Below are 16,189 nucleotides of genomic sequence, written 5' to 3'. Positions count from 1 at the left end.
CCTTCCGCACCTCACAGGGTGCGGGAGGCTTTTCCTTGTCTGCTCAGCGCGTTCCCGGCCGGTTCCAAGCGGTCTTGCACCCAGAGGCTCCAGTGAGCAAGCGTGGGGCGGCCTCTGAGCCGTCTCTTCGCCGCCGCCTTCACGCATCCGGAGCCCGTGCTCCTGCACGCAAAAGAGTCCAGGCAGCCTCCCCATCAATGGGAAGGTTGCCTGGACCTGCGGTGAGGACGTTCGGCCCTACGCGCCGTCCCAGAAGGCCGGTGCGGCCTTCATCGGATCATTGAGGTCTACGGTGCCGGGTTTCAGGCCGACGCTGAACTGGGTCATCATGTCGTGGTCCTCATGGGGCAGGTTGTGGCAGTGGATCATGTACTTGCCACGGTGTGGCCCAAATTTCATGAGCAGGCGAACGGTCTCGCCTTCGCCGACGTACACAACGTCCTTGGGACCCATTTCGTAGGAGAACGGGGCGCGACCGTTGCGGCTGAGGATCTGAAAATCGACGAGATGAATGTGTATGGGGTGGAACCAGCCACCCGAGCTGTTCTCGAACTCCCAGATCTCCGTTGCCCCCAGCTCAGGGTCGGCACACACTCGACGGTATCCGCTGGCGATGATGTCCGCCCAGGAATCCTCTCCGATGACCCAGACGCTGTCGTCGCGCTTCACCCTGAACCTGCGGACGCGGGTGTCGCGGGCAGGGCGGAGATCCATCACTTCATGACCAACCAGCGTCTGCGGGATGGTCTTCCAGGTACCGTCTGAGGTGTCCACGGGCTGGTCGGTCACATCGAAGGCCATGATGCGGTCCGTGAAGTCGTAGTCCACGTTGTTCTTGTTGGAGAGGTTCCGCAGTTCGACCCGCTGGCCCGGCTGGTATCCCGAGAAGTCGACCAGAATTTCGTAGCGTTCGGCGCCGGCGTGGCGCCAGGAGTCAACTGACTGCGTCTTCGGCATGAGCCCGCCGTCGGTCGCGACAATGTGGACAGCTTCTCCTGTACTCAGAGTCGGGCGGAACGACCGGGAGATGGACGCATTGAGAATGCGGAAGCGGTATACGCGGCGCTGCACCTTCATTACCGGCCAGGGTCTGCCATTAACCAGGATCACGTCGCCCCAGAGCCCCGAATGCGAGTTGTCGTCATAGGCGAGGCTTCCGTCGGCGGCGAACATGGCATCCGACAGGGTGAGCGGCACATCGAACTCGTTTTGCGGCAGTAACTCCCGCTCCGCGGGGTCATGCATGCAGAACTGGGCCGAGAGGCCTGAATACGCGTTTTCCGCAGTGGTGTGCACGTTGTGGTCGTGGTACCAGAGGGTTCGTGCCGACTGGAAGTTTGGGTACTCGTAATTCTTGGCGAACCCGGGAGGGATTACGTCACTGGCATAGCCATCGAACTGGGGAAGCGACGCTGAACCGTGTAGGTGAGTAGACGTGGACAGCGTGTGGCCGTGCTGGGGATGAGTCTGCGGCAGCTGGTTGCGGATCTTGAGCACTGCCCGCGTTCCCTGCAGCAGATCGATTGTGGGTCCGGGGAAGATGCCGTTATATCCCAGAATCGGAGTGTTGAGGCGGGGGAGAATCTTCGCAGTCCCGGCTTTTTGGGTCACGCTGTAGTAGTGGACCTTTGCGCCGTCAGGTGCGCGTCCGACTGCGTACGGATCGAGGATCGGTGGAACCGTGAGCGGTACGCGGTATGGCAACGGCATGTCGCTGTCTGCCAGCTTGCTCGCTGACTTGGCGCTGATGGAGCTGAAGGGGACGGACAGCGCCCCGGCTCCGATGACTCCTAGTCCCCCGAACGTGAGGACCTGACGCCGAGAAACAGACATCGGTGTTCCTTTCCTAGGATGTATGGAAAGGATGGACCCCGCTACTTGGAGAAAACTAGGACTCCCGTCCGGGCCCAGGGGTCCGGTGTCGCGGGATCCTGACACATACGAGCCGGTCCCGCAACAGGCACTAATCTTGAATCGGAACCTACCCGAACCTCCCCGAACGGACCCTACATGCGCGTTCATATCGCAACCGACCACGCCGGCATGGAGCTCAGTGCACACCTCGTCGCGCACCTTAGCGCCAAGGGATACGAGATGGTGGACCATGGTCCGTCGGTGTACGACCCCGAGGATGACTACCCGGCCTTCTGCATCAATGCGGCGCTTGCGGTGGCTGACGACCAGCTTTCGGGTCGTGAGGCCCTCGGGATCGTTTTGGGCGGTTCAGGCAATGGCGAGCAAATTGCAGCGAACAAGGTCCGTGGCGTACGTGCGGCGCTGGCGTGGAACCTCGACACGGCGCGGCTCGCCCGGCAGCATAACGACGCAAACGTTGTAGCGCTCGGCGGACGTCAGCATTCGCTGGAAGAGGCTACGGACATCGTAGAAGCCTTCCTTGCCGAACCTTTCAGCGGTGCCGAGCGTCACGTCCGGCGAATCCGCAAGATTGCCGCCTACGAGACCACCCGCGAAATCCTCGCGTAGTGCCTGAGGGTCACTCCATCCATCGGCTTGCCCGGCAGTTCACGTCGGTTTTTACCGGTGAGCGGTTGAGGGTGAGCAGCCCCCAGGGCCGCTTCCTGGCCGGCGCGGAGCGTCTTGACGGAGCTGTTCTCACCAGTGCCCGGGCGCACGGAAAGCAGCTTTTCCTGGAATTCGACAATGACCTGGTGATGCGCGTCCACCTCGGTCTGTACGGCGCGTGGAGCTTTGGGGGAGACAGTCAGTTCCGCGGAGCGTCCAGCATCGGCGCACCTCGAAGGGTGGGCGAACGGGAAACAACCGATGACGACGTCCCCTCCTCCTACACCGGCCCACCGCCTCCTGTGGGAGCGGTCCGTGCCCGGCTGGTTTCCGAACACGGATGGGCGGACCTTCGCGGCCCGACGGCGTGCGAACTCATCACCGGCGCGGAACGCGACGCGGTCATCGGGAAGCTTGGACCTGATCCCCTGGACGTCGACTCGGGTCCTGCCGAGTTCATCAAGCGCGTGCGGCGTACCCGGACTGCGGTGGGCCTGTCGCTGATGAATCAGGCCGTGATTGCCGGCGTCGGCAACGTCTATCGTGCGGAGGTGCTTTTCCGGCGTCGGGTGCATCCGTGGCTTCAGGGCGTGGCACTTGGTGACAGCGAAGCGCTGGCGCTATGGGAAGATCTCGTTGTCCTGATGAACGAGGGAGTACGAGTAGGTCGCATTATTACGACAACGCCGAACCACCGCTCAGCCGACGGTTCGAGGAGCGGCACTGTTCGGACGGAGGATGCCCACTACGTCTACAAACGGACTGGGTTGGAGTGCCGTATCTGCGCTACTCCGGTGGCTATGGCGGAGATGGGGGCCCGGAAGCTTTACTGGTGTCCCTACTGCCAGGCAGCGTGATCCGTGCCGTACTTGGCTGACTCGGCCGAGAGTGGACTGTGGCTGATCCAGCTTGAGAATGGAGGGGATGACGGGAATCGAACCCGCGTAATCAGTTTGGAAGACTGAGGCTTTACCATTAAGCTACATCCCCGGATCCGGCCACTTGAGGCTTGGCGCCAAGGGTGTTGGGCCACTTTGGTGGTCGGTTGGAACGCATATAACTACATCACAAGCCTATCGAAATCTCAAAATGTGCAACCGTGCGGTTTCTTTCGTAGACTTGCCTCTGCACTAACCGGGGTGTAGCTCAGCTTGGAAGAGCGCCTGCTTTGGGAGCAGGAAGTCGCAGGTTCAAATCCTGTCACCCCGACTCTGTGTTAAACGGTGCAGAAATCTGTATCAAGCGGTGCAGAACTGATCCTTTGCGGGATCTGATTACCCGGTGCAGAACCGATCCCTATCATTCAGGAGTACTAGGCTGTGAAGAGCGCTGTCGAAAACCTCACTCCCACGCGAGTGAAGCTCAACGTGGAGGTCCCTTTCGAGGAACTCAAGCCGAACATCGAAGCTGCCTACAAGACCATCGCCAGCCAGGTGCAGGTTCCGGGTTTCCGCAAGGGCAAAGTTCCCAACAAGCTCATTGACCAGCGCGTTGGACGCGGCTACGTCATAGAGACGGCGATCAACGATGGTTTGAACGGCTTCTACCAGAACGCGGTCCAGGAGACGAAGATCCGCCCCCTGAGCCGGCCCGAGGTGGAAATCACCGAGGTTCCCGATCCCTCAGCGCAGGATGGCCAGCTCCTCTTCACCGTGGAACTAGATGTCCGTCCCGAGATCGAGCTTCCCGAATACTCGGGCCTCGAGGTCACCGTTGAGGCCGCCAAAGCATCCGATGAGGACGTCGTGAAGGCTCTTGACGAGCTCCGCGGACGCTTCGGAACGCTCAAGGAAGTGGACCGTCCCTCGACTGACGGTGACTTCCTCACCCTTGATCTGACGGCAAAGATCGACGGTGAGGAAGTGGATTCCGCCGCTGACATCTCCTACCAGGTTGGCTCCGGCACCATGCTTGAAGGCATGGACGAAGCTGTAACGGGTCTCAGCGCCGGTGAGTCCTCTACCTTCGAGACCACCCTCGCCGGGGGCGAGCACACCGGCAAGACCGCTGAGGTTACGGTCGCCGTGAAGGCAGTCAAGGAGCGCGAGCTCCCTGACGCCAACGATGACTTTGCCCAGCTGGCATCTGAGTTCGATACCATCGATGAGCTGCGCGCCGATCTGGCCAAGCGCTCCGCAGAGGACAAGCTTGTCGAGCAGGGTGTGGAAGCCCGTGACAAGGTGCTCGAGAAGCTTCTGGAGCTCGTTGAGGTTCCGGTTCCGGAGTCGGTCATCGAAGAGCAGCTCGAGCAGCACTTCAACTCTGAGAGCAGCCATTCGGCAGGCGAGGACCACGACACCGAAGAGCACCGCGCAGAGGTTCGCAAGAACACCGAGCAGGCCTTCCGAAATGAGATCGTCCTGGATTCGGTCGCTGAAAAGGAAGAAATCGGCGTCAGCCAGAACGAGCTGATCGACTACATTGTCACCTCGGCCAGCCAGTATGGCATGGAGCCGAACCAGTTTGCGCAGATGCTCGACCAGAGCGGCCAGGTTCCGATGATCGTCGGGGAAGTGCGCCGGCGCAAGGCCTTGGCCAAGGTGTTGGAGCTCGCGGTCGTGACGGACACAAACGGTGAAACAGTGGACCTCTCCGACTTCGTGCGCCCGGCAGGGGACACCGAGCAGGCAGAGGACGAGTCGCCCGTGGAGGACGCTTCCGGTGAGGAAACCGATGCCGCAGTCGTCGAGTCCGACGCTCCGGATGCCGATGCCGCGGATGCGGACGCGGAGTCCACGAAAGCCTAGCTTTCAATCGTTTCAGTAGATGCCGTCAGCCGTGCGCTGGCGGCATCTGCCGTTAAGGGTCCTACTTCCTAACGCCGTCAGCGAACAGCTCAAGGCACGGGAGCAAAACAACAACCAAACAGGTTAGTGTCCAGTGAGAGAAAAACCTGAGTGAGAGGTCAATCAGCAATGGCATCCGAATCCACCACACCGACCATGGCAACTGTTGATCCTGCCAGCCGCGACGACTACATATACAACCGACTCCTCCGGGAGCGCATCATCTGGCTCGGCTCCGAGGTACGTGATGAGAACGCGAACGCCATCTGCTCACAGCTGCTTTTGCTGTCGGCCGAGGATCCCGACAAGGACATCTTCCTTTACATCAACTCACCGGGCGGTTCGGTTACCGCGGGCATGGCTATCTACGACACCATGCAGTTCATCCCGAATGACGTCGTGACGGTCGCCACGGGACTCGCCGCATCAATGGGCCAGTTCCTTCTGTCCTCCGGGACCAAGGGTAAGCGTTACGCCACCCCGCATGCCCGGATCCTTATGCACCAGCCTTCAGGCGGGATCGGCGGCACTGCCTCGGACATCAAGATCCAGGCAGAGCTGATTCTGCACATGAAGCGGGTCATGGCTGAGCTCACCGCAGAGCAGACGGGCCAGTCGGTTGAGACCATCCTCAAGGACAATGACCGCGACAAGTGGTTCACGGCGAAGCAGGCCCTCGAGTACGGGTTCTTCGACCACATCTCGGCCCACGCGGGATCCGTCTCCGGCGGCGGCGGAACCAACCGCGACTAATCCGCTACAAGCCCACTTCCACTGACCTGCCCACACAGGAGGCACCATGAACCACGATTTCCATGCCGCGGCCGGCGGCCGGGCTCCCGAGCTGCCGAACAACCGCTATGTCCTTCCGCAGTTCGAGGAGCGCACTCCCTACGGCTTCAAGCGCCAGGACCCTTACACCAAGCTGTTCGAGGACCGCATCATCTTCCTGGGCGTCCAGGTCGATGACGCTTCCGCGGACGACGTAATGGCTCAGCTGCTCGTCCTTGAGTCCACTGATCCCGAGCGGGACATCACGTTATACATCAACTCGCCGGGCGGATCCTTTACCGCCATGACGGCCATCTACGACACGATGCAGTTCATCCGTCCCGAAATCCAGACAGTGTGCCTCGGCCAGGCGGCCAGCGCTGCGGCCGTGCTGCTCGCGGCCGGCGCACCCGGCAAACGCCTTGCGCTTCCGAACGCACGCGTGCTTATCCACCAGCCGGCGCTGGGTGGCGGACAGGGCGGCCAGGCATCCGACCTGGAGATCCAGGCCAATGAAGTTATGCGTATGCGAGCCTGGCTCGAGGACACGCTGGCACTGCACAGCGGGAAGACCTCGGAGCAGGTCAACGTTGACATTGAACGGGACAAGATCCTGACTGCCGAAGACGCCAAGGCTTACGGCCTTGTCGATGAGGTACTTACATCACGGAAAATCAGCCCGCCCAAGATCAACAAGCCGTAGCTGCTGCGATGGCGCCCCGTGGTCCCTCCCAACAGGGAAAGACCACGGGCGCCATATAGCTGATTCAGGCCGCCAAGTGGCCTAGAGTGGAACTTAGTCGACGCATGGAGACCGTCCCATCACAGCAGTTGGTAGCGGCCGAAGACTTGGGCGGAACACTACAGGACCACGTTAGGGGACTGACACATGGCTCGCATTGGTGAGAGCACCGATCTACTCAAGTGCTCTTTCTGTGGCAAAAGCCAGAAGCAGGTCCGGAAGCTCATTGCGGGCCCGGGCGTCTACATCTGTGACGAATGCATCGAACTGTGCAACGAGATCATTGAGGAAGAGCTGTCCGAAGTTGCCGACCTCGGCACGTTCGAGTTGCCCAAGCCTCGTGAGATCTTCGACTTTCTGCAGGAATACGTAATTGGGCAAGAGCCCGCCAAGCGGTCGCTCGCTGTGGCTGTCTACAACCACTACAAGCGCATCCAGTCCGGACATACCCCCCGGGCGTCGGCGAACCTCTCGGACGCGTCTCCGGCGGAGGACGTCGAGATAGCGAAGTCCAACATCCTGTTGATCGGCCCGACCGGTTGCGGCAAGACCTACCTCGCGCAGACCCTCGCCCGGCGTCTCAACGTGCCCTTCGCGGTTGCAGACGCCACGGCGCTGACCGAGGCCGGCTACGTTGGCGAGGACGTTGAGAACATCCTCCTGAAGCTCATCCAAGCCGCTGACTATGACGTCAAGAAGGCCGAGCAGGGCATCATCTACATCGATGAAATAGACAAGATCTCGCGCAAGAGCGAAAACCCCTCGATTACCCGGGATGTCTCAGGCGAAGGCGTCCAGCAGGCGCTGCTGAAGATCCTCGAGGGGACCGTAGCTTCCGTGCCGCCGCAGGGCGGACGCAAGCACCCGCACCAGGAATTTATCCAGATCGATACCACGAACGTGCTGTTCATCGTTGCCGGCGCATTCGCCGGTCTCGAGGAGATCATCGGGTCACGGGCAGGGCGGAAGGGTATTGGATTCGGGGCTCCGCTGAGCTCCCTCAAGAACGAGGAAGCGAGCTACGGCGATGTCATGCCGGAGGATCTCCTCAAGTTCGGCTTGATCCCTGAGTTCATCGGACGGCTTCCGGTCATCACCACCGTGACGCACCTCGATCGCCCTGCCCTGATGCAGATCCTCACCGAGCCGAAGAACGCCCTGATGAAGCAGTATCAGAAGATGTTCGCGCTGGACGGCGTTGAGCTCGTATTCGAGCCGCAGGCGCTCGAGGCAATTGCCGATCAGGCTCTTGAGCGCGGAACAGGTGCCCGCGGCCTCCGGGCCATCATGGAGGAGGTACTCCTCCCGGTGATGTTTGACCTGCCGAGCCGCGAGGACATCGCCACAGTGGTGATCAGTGCCGCCGTCGTAGACAAGACCGCTGAGCCCACGCTCATATCTCACGACGTCGTAGCCAAGCGCCGCAACAAGTCAGCCTGACCCGGCTGGAACCACCCGCGGGAATACCCGCAGCCTGCATCAGGGTTGCACGAAGAAGAAGAGACTGCGATCGCAGCCTCTTTCCAAGTAGTTCCCGTGCAACCCAAGGAGTTTTCATGACTGCTGCCACCGAGACCACCAAGAAGGCCGGCTTCTGGTTTGATCCGGTCTGCCCGTTTGCCTGGATCACCTCCCGCTGGATGGGGGAGGTCGAACAGGTCCGTGATGTTTCAGTGGACTGGCGCGTGATGAGCCTGTCCGTCCTCAATGAAGGGCGCGATCTGCCCGAGGACTACCTGGACATGATGAACCGTGCCTGGGGACCTGTCCGGGTAATTATCGCCGCCTCAGAGCTGCACGGCCCCGAGAACATCAAGAAGCTCTATGACGCCATGGGCAGCCGGATCCATGGCGGTGGCAACGCGGACTACCAGGCGGTAATCCGGGAGGCACTTGAGGAGACCGGCCTTCCGGCATCGTTGGCTGAGTACGCCACGAGCAAGGAGTACGACGCGCAGCTTCGGGCATCGCACAAGGAAGGAATCGACCAGGTGGGCGATGAGGTAGGAACGCCGGTAGTCGCGTTCGAAGGTACTGCCTTCTTCGGCCCGGTGCTCACCCGCATCCCCCGCGGAGAAGAAGCCGGACGCATCTTCGATGGTGCGGTGATGATGGCGGAATTCCCAGAGTTCTTTGAGCTGAAGCGCTCCCGCACCTCAAGCCCGTCCTTCGAATAAGACGGTCGCTAAAGCTCGTCACGCCAAGAGGAAGCCCTTCCAGCGCATCGCTGGAAGGGCTTCCTCTTGCGTCCGGCCCGGATCAGGATGGGTTTGCGGCTTCTTCCGCCGGAGCCAGACGGACCTCGCTTACCGACAGATCACCGTCGTGAACGCGGAGTTCTATTTCGGTTGCATTGCCGGCCGCACTCAGGTCGGATAGCGCAGCCTCGAGCTGGCGAACCTGCGCGTCCGATCCGCTGATGACCGCTGAGAGCACCTCCGTGCGCTGCTTGACCTTGGCCTCTGACTTCGCCTTCCGCAGACCCCCCAGCGCGGCACCGACAGTGGCGAGCATGCCGGTATCCGCGTCCAATGCAGCAGAGGTAAGTGACCCGGCCGAGGGCCACGGTGCACGGTGAACCGATCCATGCCGCCACCAGCTCCATACCTCTTCGGTGGCGAAGGGGAGGACAGGGGCGAAGAGGCGGAGCAGCCGGTCGAGGGTTGTGGCCAGAGCGGCCAGTACTGACGCTTTCTGCGCATCTCCCGCGCTCCCATAGGCTCGGTCCTTGATGAGCTCGACATAGTCGTCGGTGAACGACCAGAAGAAGGTCTCAGTCAGCTGCAGTGCCCGCGCGTAGTCGTACTTCTCAAATGCAGCAGTGGCCTGCTGCACCACCTCGTCAAGCGAAGCCAGCAGGGAACGGTCGAGTGGATTGGTGACCGTCGCTGTATCCTCCGCGACGATGTCCGCTTCCGTCGCACCGAGACCAAGCACGAACTTGGAGGCGTTCAATAGCTTGATGGCAAGCCGGCGGCCGATCTTCATCTGTGCGATTTCGTAGGCGGTGTCTGCGCCGAGTTTCGCGGATGCTGCCCAGTAGCGAACGGCGTCGGAACCGAACTGGTCCAGGGCATCGGTGGGAACGACAACGTTGCCCTTGGACTTGGACATTTTCTTGCGGTCCGGGTCCAGGATCCAGCCGGAGATCGCGGCGTGCTTCCACGGTGCGGAATCCAGGATTGAATCTGCGCGCACCACAGAGGAGAACATCCAGGTGCGGATGATGTCGTGTCCCTGCGGGCGCAGGTCGAAGGGGTAGACCTTGGCGAACAGGTCCTCGTCCCGGGACCAGCCACCTATGATCTGAGGCGAAAGGGACGATGTTGCCCACGTATCCAGGACGTCCGGATCTCCCATGAACCCGCCCGGCTGATCCCGCTGGGCCTCATCAAAGCCTGGAGCAGGTTCTGCTGCCGGATCCACGGGGAGCATTTCGTCCGAAGGGAGGATCGGGTTCTCGTAATCCGGCGTCCCACTGTCATCGAGCGCATACCAGACAGGGAAAGGCACGCCGAAGAACCGCTGGCGGGAGATCAACCAATCGCCGTTGAGGCCCTCGATCCAGTTCTCGTAGCGGCTGCGCATGAACGAGGGATGGAAATCGATCTCATGGCCACGGGCGATCAGGCGTTCCCTGCGATCGGCGTCCCTTCCACCATTACGGATATACCACTGGCGGCTCGTGACGACCTCCAGGGGCTTGTCGCCCTTCTCGAAGAAGTTCACGGGATGGGAGATCTTCTTCGGCTCGCCGTCCAGAAGATTCGCCTCAGTGAGCATCTCTGCCACGGCTTCCTTCGCCGAGAACACGGTCTTGCCGGCGATGCGGGCGTAGTTGTCCCGGCCCGCCGCCGTTGTAATCCAGTCCGGTGTGTCGGCGATGATGCGGCCGTCGCGGCCGACGATCGCACGCGTGGGCAGTTCAAGCTCGCGCCACCAGGTGACGTCGGTGAGGTCACCGAAAGTACAGACCATGGCGATACCGGCGCCCTTGTCAGGCTTGGCGAGCGGATGCGCCTTAACCTCAACCTCCACGCCGAACACGGGAGAGGTCACGGTCTTGCCGAAGAGAGGCTGGTAGCGCTCGTCATCCGGGTGTGCCACGAGGGCCACGCAGGCAGCGAGGAGTTCGGGGCGGGTGGTCTCGATGTGGATCTGCGTGCCGTCCGCCGCCTCGAAGGGATAGCGGTAGTAGGCCCCGGGTACCTCACGGTCCTCAAGCTCAGCCTGCGCGACGGCAGTGCGGAAAGTGACGTCCCAGAGCGTGGGGGCTTCGGCGAGGTAGGCGTCGCCTTGCTTGAGGTTCGCCAGGAATGCCCTCTGAGACACGGCACGGGAGGTCGAGTCGATCGTGCGGTAGGTGAGGTTCCAGTCCACGGACAGCCCGAGGGACAGGAAGAGGTTTTCGAAGACTTTCTCGTCCTCGACGGCGAGTTCCTCACAGAGCTCAATGAAATTGCGCCGGGAGACGACGTCGAAATCGCGCTGGTTCTTCGCGGGCTGGGCCGGCGGGCGGTAGTCGGAGTTGTACGGCACGGACGGATCGCAGCGCACGCCGTAGTAGTTCTGCACACGCCGTTCGGTGGGGAGGCCGTTGTCATCCCAGCCCATCGGGTAGAAGACGTTCTTGCCGGTCATGCGCTGGTAACGCGCAATGACGTCAGTCTGCGTGTAGGAGAACACATGGCCCACGTGCAGGGAACCGGAGGCGGTGGGGGGCGGGGTGTCGATCGAGTAGACGTTCTCGCGCGACGTCTCGGTGTTGAAGGTGTACGTTCCCTCGGTGCGCCAGCGCTCGTTCAGGGCGGCTTCCAGGCCCTCAAGCGCGGGCTTGTCGGGAACGTTGATGGGGGCGGGTGTGGGCGTGTCTGTACCCTCGTTGATGTGTGCCATGGATCAATTGTTCCATGCTGGCTGTCCCGACCTGCGTCGGCGCCGCTTGTGGGCTAGTTTGAGTCCATGACAGGACAGGACAGGGCAGCGGTTGTAACCGGAGCGAGCTCCGGGATTGGTGAGGCCACCGTTCGCCGGCTGGCGGCGGACGGCTGGCGTGTGTGGGCGGTTGCCCGTCGTGCGGACAGGCTGGAACGGCTCGCCGAAGAGACCGGAGCAGTGGCGGTGGCTCTGGACATTACCGACGACGACGGCGTTGCCCGCCTGGTCGGGCGCGTCACCGAAGCAGGGGGCATCGACACCCTGATCAACATCGCCGGCGGCGCGCGCGGCACAGATTGGGTGGCAAATGCGCGCACCGAGGACTGGGAATGGATGTACGGCGCGAACGTCCTCGGAACCATGAAGCTGATTCGTGCCTTCCTGCCGATGCTTCGGAAACACGGGCAGGGCACCGTAGTGAACCTGACGTCGACGGCGGCACTGGTCGCCTACGAGGGCGGCGGCGGTTACAACGCCGCCAAGGCGGCCCAGCGGGCGATGACGCGGGCACTGCGGCTCGAGGAGGTCGAGCACAACGTGCGGGTGGTTGAGGTCCTCCCCGGCATGGTCCATACGGAAGAGTTCTCGCTCAATCGGCTGGGCGATGAATCGGCGGCGGAGAAGGTTTACGCCGGCGTCGAGAACCCGCTCACGGCGGCCGACGTGGCCGACGTCGTCGCCTATGCGGTCTCCGTCCCGCACCACGTCAACCTGGACGAGATTGTTGTCCGGCCGCTGGCGCAGGCGGCCGCGCACAAGGTGATCCGAAGGGGCTAACCCTGGGCGTGCCAAGGGCGAGTTGTATGGTTCGCTCAATACAACGCCGCCAGCTAGAATTGATGCAGCAGCAGTGACCCGGCCATCACCGGTGAGCTTCCGGAAGAACGCCCGTCGCCTGAGTTTGTAGGCATGGATTAGTAGAACCGGACGGGTAAGCCCGTGACAGCAGACATGAAGCGGCTTGCGCCGTTCCTCCCGGATACGGGAGGGGGCGCGGGCAAGCGAGGTGGTACCGCGGGTCCGCGGCCGGAGCTTCGGCGCCGGTGTGGGATTCGTCCTTGCAGAATGACCGCCCCTGCCCGCCGAATTTCTTGCCAGCTTCAGGACACACCACATGTCACAGATCTATCCCAAGGCCTCCGCCGCAGATCCGGCTGTCTCCGGCTCTGCCTCCCCGCGGTTCCCCGAGCTTGAGGAACGCGTCCTCACCTACTGGGAGAAGGACGGCACCTTCCAGGCGTCCATCGACCAGCGCGGCTCTGACTTGCCCGGTGGCCAGCACGGCTCAAACGAGTTCGTCTTCTACGACGGGCCTCCCTTTGCGAACGGACTGCCTCACTACGGGCACCTGCTGACCGGGTACGCCAAGGACCTCGTGGGGCGTTACCAGAGTCAGCGCGGCCGCCGGGTAGAGCGCCGCTTCGGCTGGGACACCCACGGACTTCCCGCGGAGCTCGAAGCGATGAAGCAGCTCGGAATGAGCGACAAGAAGCAGATCGAAGCCATGGGCATCGACAAGTTCAATGACGCGTGCCGCGCCTCGGTCATGAAGTACGCGGGGGAGTGGCGTGACTACGTCACCCGCCAGGCCCGTTGGGTGGACTTCGAAAATGACTACAAGACGCTGAATGTCGATTACATGGAGTCCGTGCTCTGGGCCTTCAAGACCCTGCACACCAAGGGCCTCACGTACAACGGTTACCGGGTGCTGCCGTACTGCTGGAAGGACGAGACGCCGCTCTCCAACCATGAGTTGCGTATGGACGACGACGTCTATCAGGACCGTCAGGACCAGACCGTCACCGTGACTTTCCCGATCATCGCCGGCGAGGCGGCCCTGTCCCGGGAGCTTGCCGGCGTCGAGGCGCTTGCCTGGACCACGACGCCCTGGACGCTGCCCACCAACGCGGCACTCGCCGTTGGGCCTGATATCCACTACGCGCTCGTGCCGGGAGCCGGGGATCTCGAAGGGCGCCGCTTCCTCATCGCCGAGGAACTGCTGTCCGGCTACGCGAAGGACTTCGGGTATGCCTCCGTCGAGGAGGCGCGCGCCGCCGTCGCCGGTACCCACCGCGGCACCGAACTCGGCGGCCTCGAGTATCAGCCGCTCTGGGACTACTACACGGATCCCGAGCGGGGCGGCTACCGCAATGCCTTCCGGTTCCTGGTGGCCGACTACGTTACGACGACGGACGGTACCGGCATTGTGCACCAGTCGCCGGCATACGGTGAAGAAGACCAGAAGATCTGTGAGGACGCCGGTATCCAGGTGATCCTCTCAGTCGACGAGGGCGCGCGCTTCCTCCGGACCTTTGAGGACGGACCGCTGGCGGACATTGTCGGGGTCCAGGTCTTCGAAGCGAACAAGACCATCACCCGGGTCCTGCGTGACAGCGGTAGGCTTGTCCGCCAGGCAAGCTACGTCCACAGCTACCCGCACTGCTGGCGCTGCCGCAACCCGCTCATCTACCGTGCGGTGTCGTCCTGGTTCGTTGAGGTCACGAAGATCAAGGACCGTATGGTCGAGCTGAACCAGCAGATCAACTGGATCCCGGACAACGTCAAGGACGGCCAGTTCGGCAAGTGGCTGGAGAACGCGCGCGACTGGTCAATCAGCCGCAACCGCTACTGGGGCAGCCCGATCCCCGTCTGGGTATCGGATGATCCGAACTATCCGCGCACCGACGTGTACGGCTCCCTCGCGGAAATCGAGCGGGACTTCGGGCGCCTGCCCCGCAACGCGGCCGGCGAGGTGGACCTTCACCGGCCATTCATCGACGAGCTGACCCGCCCCAACCCGGACGATCCCCGGAGCCCTGAGGAGGGCCGGTCGACCATGCGCCGGGTGGCCGATGTACTGGACGTGTGGTTCGACTCAGGATCCATGCCGTACGCGCAGGTCCACTACCCGATGCAGAATGAGGACTGGTTCGAGTCCCACAACCCTGCCGACTTCATCGTCGAGTACATCGGCCAGACGCGCGGCTGGTTTTACACGCTGCACATCCTGGCTACGGCGCTGTTCGACCGGCCGACGTTCAAGAACGTCATCAGCCACGGGATCGTTCTCGGCTCGGACGGTCAGAAGATGTCCAAGAGCCTGCAGAACTACCCCGATGTGTCCGAGGTTCTGGACCGCGACGGCTCGGACGCCATGCGCTGGTTCCTGATGGCCTCCCCGATCCTCCGTGGCGGAAACCTCGTCGTGACCGAGCAGGGCATCCGCGACGGCGTCCGGCAGGTCATCCTGCCACTGTGGAACGTATGGCACTTCTTCCGCCTCTACACGAATGCGGCAGCGGGGGGAACTGGGTACGAGGCGAAAACCGTTGACGCAGAGACCGCTGAAACACTGGTCGAGCCGCTGGACCGCTACATCCTCGCGTACACGGGGAATTTGGTGGAGGACATGACGGCCTCCCTCGACGCCTTCAACATCAGCGACGCGTGTGAAGCGCTGCGCCGCTACCTGGACACGCTCACCAACTGGTACGTCCGCCGTGGCCGGCAGCGGTTCTTCGACGAGGACACCGATGCTTTCGACGTCCTCTTCACCTGTCTCGAGGCAGTCAGCAGGGTCGCAGCGCCGCTGCTTCCGCTCGTTACCGAGGAAATCTGGCGAGGCCTTACCGGCGGCCGCTCGGTACATCTGACCGACTGGGCGTCGTCGTCGTCGTTCGCTGCTGCGCCGGAACTGGTGGAGCGGATGGAGCGGACCCGGCAGATCTGTTCCACGGGTTCGAGCCTGCGGAAGGCCGCGAACCTCCGCGTGCGCCTGCCGCTCTCCGAGCTCACCGTCGTCGCTCCGCACGCTGCCGATTTGGACGGACAGTACCGGGCAATCATCGCGGATGAACTGAACATCAAGGCCGTCCGCCTGATCGACTCCGCCGATGCGTCCCCAGAGGAATTCGGTATCTCGCAGAAGCTCGTGGTCAACGCCCGCGCCGCCGGTCCGCGGCTCGGCAAGAACGTCCAGACCGCCATCAAGGCAGCCAAGGCGGGGGACTGGGTCGTGGACGACGCCGGCGCGGTCACCGCGGGTGGGTTGGCGCTGGAGCCCAGCGAGTACACGCTGGAAACCGTAGTCGAGAGCGACGACGCCGCGGGTGGAAGCACCGCAGTGACGGTGCTGCCGGGCGGGGGCTTCCTCGTGCTCAACACCGAGGTCACCCCCGAACTGGCGGCGGAGGGCACAGCGCGCGACATCATCCGGTCCATCCAGCAGGCGCGCCGCGACGCTGACCTTCACATCAGCGATCGGGTGGTCACCACAGTCGAGGCCGATGCAGAGACGCTGTCCGCACTTGAGGCCCACGTTGAGCTGGTCAAGCAGGAAACATTGACGAATGCACTTGAGCTCGTCGTTGCGGCGTCACCGCAGGCAGACGGTGTTTCGGTGAGAGTGGAGCGGCAGGCATGAATCCCG

11 protein-coding genes and 2 tRNA genes are annotated in these 16,189 nt (G+C 62.6%); 10 read left to right on the top strand and 3 right to left on the bottom strand.

Annotated features, from left to right (window positions below; all coding sequences use genetic code 11):
• Positions 1 to 237: 237 nt before the first annotated feature.
• The gene (locus AC4D2M_RS10540) at positions 238 to 1,833 is read right to left on the bottom strand and encodes a multicopper oxidase family protein (protein ID WP_490891723.1); all 1,596 of its coding nucleotides are present in this window, start codon (positions 1,831 to 1,833) and stop codon (positions 238 to 240) included.
• Between the two features lie 177 nt (positions 1,834 to 2,010).
• Between AC4D2M_RS10540 and AC4D2M_RS10535 the strand changes: the two genes are divergently transcribed.
• Both AC4D2M_RS10535 and AC4D2M_RS10530 read left to right on the top strand, forming a co-directional pair.
• Positions 2,011 to 2,484, top strand: a complete 474-nt coding sequence (locus AC4D2M_RS10535) for a ribose-5-phosphate isomerase (RefSeq protein WP_490891722.1) — start codon at positions 2,011 to 2,013, stop codon at positions 2,482 to 2,484.
• A complete protein-coding gene (locus tag AC4D2M_RS10530; RefSeq protein WP_490891721.1) occupies positions 2,484 to 3,380 on the top strand; it encodes an Fpg/Nei family DNA glycosylase in 897 nt (298 codons plus the stop codon). Before AC4D2M_RS10535 ends, AC4D2M_RS10530 begins: the two co-directional genes overlap by 1 nt.
• Positions 3,381 to 3,439: 59 nt before the next feature.
• Here the strand turns inward: AC4D2M_RS10530 and AC4D2M_RS10525 are convergent.
• A tRNA-Gly gene (locus AC4D2M_RS10525) sits at positions 3,440 to 3,513 on the bottom strand.
• Positions 3,514 to 3,658: 145 nt separating this feature from the next.
• On the opposite strand from AC4D2M_RS10525, the gene AC4D2M_RS10520 reads away from it, so the two are divergent.
• The 6 genes from AC4D2M_RS10520 (at position 3,659) to AC4D2M_RS10495 (ending at position 8,999) form a co-directional block, all read left to right on the top strand.
• Positions 3,659 to 3,732, top strand: a tRNA-Pro gene (locus AC4D2M_RS10520).
• A 110-nt stretch (positions 3,733 to 3,842) separates the two neighbouring features.
• The gene (tig, locus tag AC4D2M_RS10515; protein WP_490891720.1) at positions 3,843 to 5,270 is read left to right on the top strand and encodes a trigger factor; all 1,428 of its coding nucleotides are present in this window, start codon (positions 3,843 to 3,845) and stop codon (positions 5,268 to 5,270) included.
• Positions 5,271 to 5,465: 195 nt separating this feature from the next.
• The gene (locus AC4D2M_RS10510) at positions 5,466 to 6,062 is read left to right on the top strand and encodes an ATP-dependent Clp protease proteolytic subunit (RefSeq protein WP_490891787.1); all 597 of its coding nucleotides are present in this window, start codon (positions 5,466 to 5,468) and stop codon (positions 6,060 to 6,062) included.
• 46 nt (positions 6,063 to 6,108) lie between these two features.
• A complete protein-coding gene (locus AC4D2M_RS10505; RefSeq protein WP_490891719.1) occupies positions 6,109 to 6,783 on the top strand; it encodes an ATP-dependent Clp protease proteolytic subunit in 675 nt (224 codons plus the stop codon).
• Between the two features lie 186 nt (positions 6,784 to 6,969).
• Positions 6,970 to 8,262, top strand: coding sequence for an ATP-dependent Clp protease ATP-binding subunit ClpX (clpX, locus tag AC4D2M_RS10500; RefSeq protein WP_490891718.1), 1,293 nt, complete (start codon positions 6,970 to 6,972; stop codon positions 8,260 to 8,262).
• 116 nt (positions 8,263 to 8,378) lie between these two features.
• Entirely contained in the window at positions 8,379 to 8,999 is a 621-nt protein-coding gene (locus AC4D2M_RS10495; protein ID WP_490891717.1) for a mycothiol-dependent nitroreductase Rv2466c family protein, read from the top strand.
• Positions 9,000 to 9,081: 82 nt separating this feature from the next.
• Here the strand turns inward: AC4D2M_RS10495 and valS are convergent, their stop codons facing one another.
• The gene (gene valS / locus AC4D2M_RS10490) at positions 9,082 to 11,718 is read right to left on the bottom strand and encodes a valine--tRNA ligase (RefSeq protein ID WP_490891716.1); all 2,637 of its coding nucleotides are present in this window, start codon (positions 11,716 to 11,718) and stop codon (positions 9,082 to 9,084) included.
• 66 nt (positions 11,719 to 11,784) lie between these two features.
• Here valS and AC4D2M_RS10485 point away from each other — a divergent pair, with 66 nt between their 5' ends.
• Both AC4D2M_RS10485 and ileS read left to right on the top strand, forming a co-directional pair.
• Positions 11,785 to 12,537: an SDR family oxidoreductase gene (locus tag AC4D2M_RS10485; protein WP_490891715.1), complete on the top strand. Its 753-nt coding sequence runs from the start codon at positions 11,785 to 11,787 to the stop codon at positions 12,535 to 12,537.
• Between the two features lie 337 nt (positions 12,538 to 12,874).
• Positions 12,875 to 16,183, top strand: coding sequence for an isoleucine--tRNA ligase (gene ileS, locus AC4D2M_RS10480; protein WP_490891713.1), 3,309 nt, complete (start codon positions 12,875 to 12,877; stop codon positions 16,181 to 16,183).
• The last annotated feature ends 6 nt before the right edge of the window (positions 16,184 to 16,189 follow it).

This window comes from Arthrobacter sp. TJ-270 (assembly GCF_058269075.1).
Note: the sequence above shows the minus strand (reverse complement) of the source record. Positions and strands in the feature narration are given on the sequence as shown.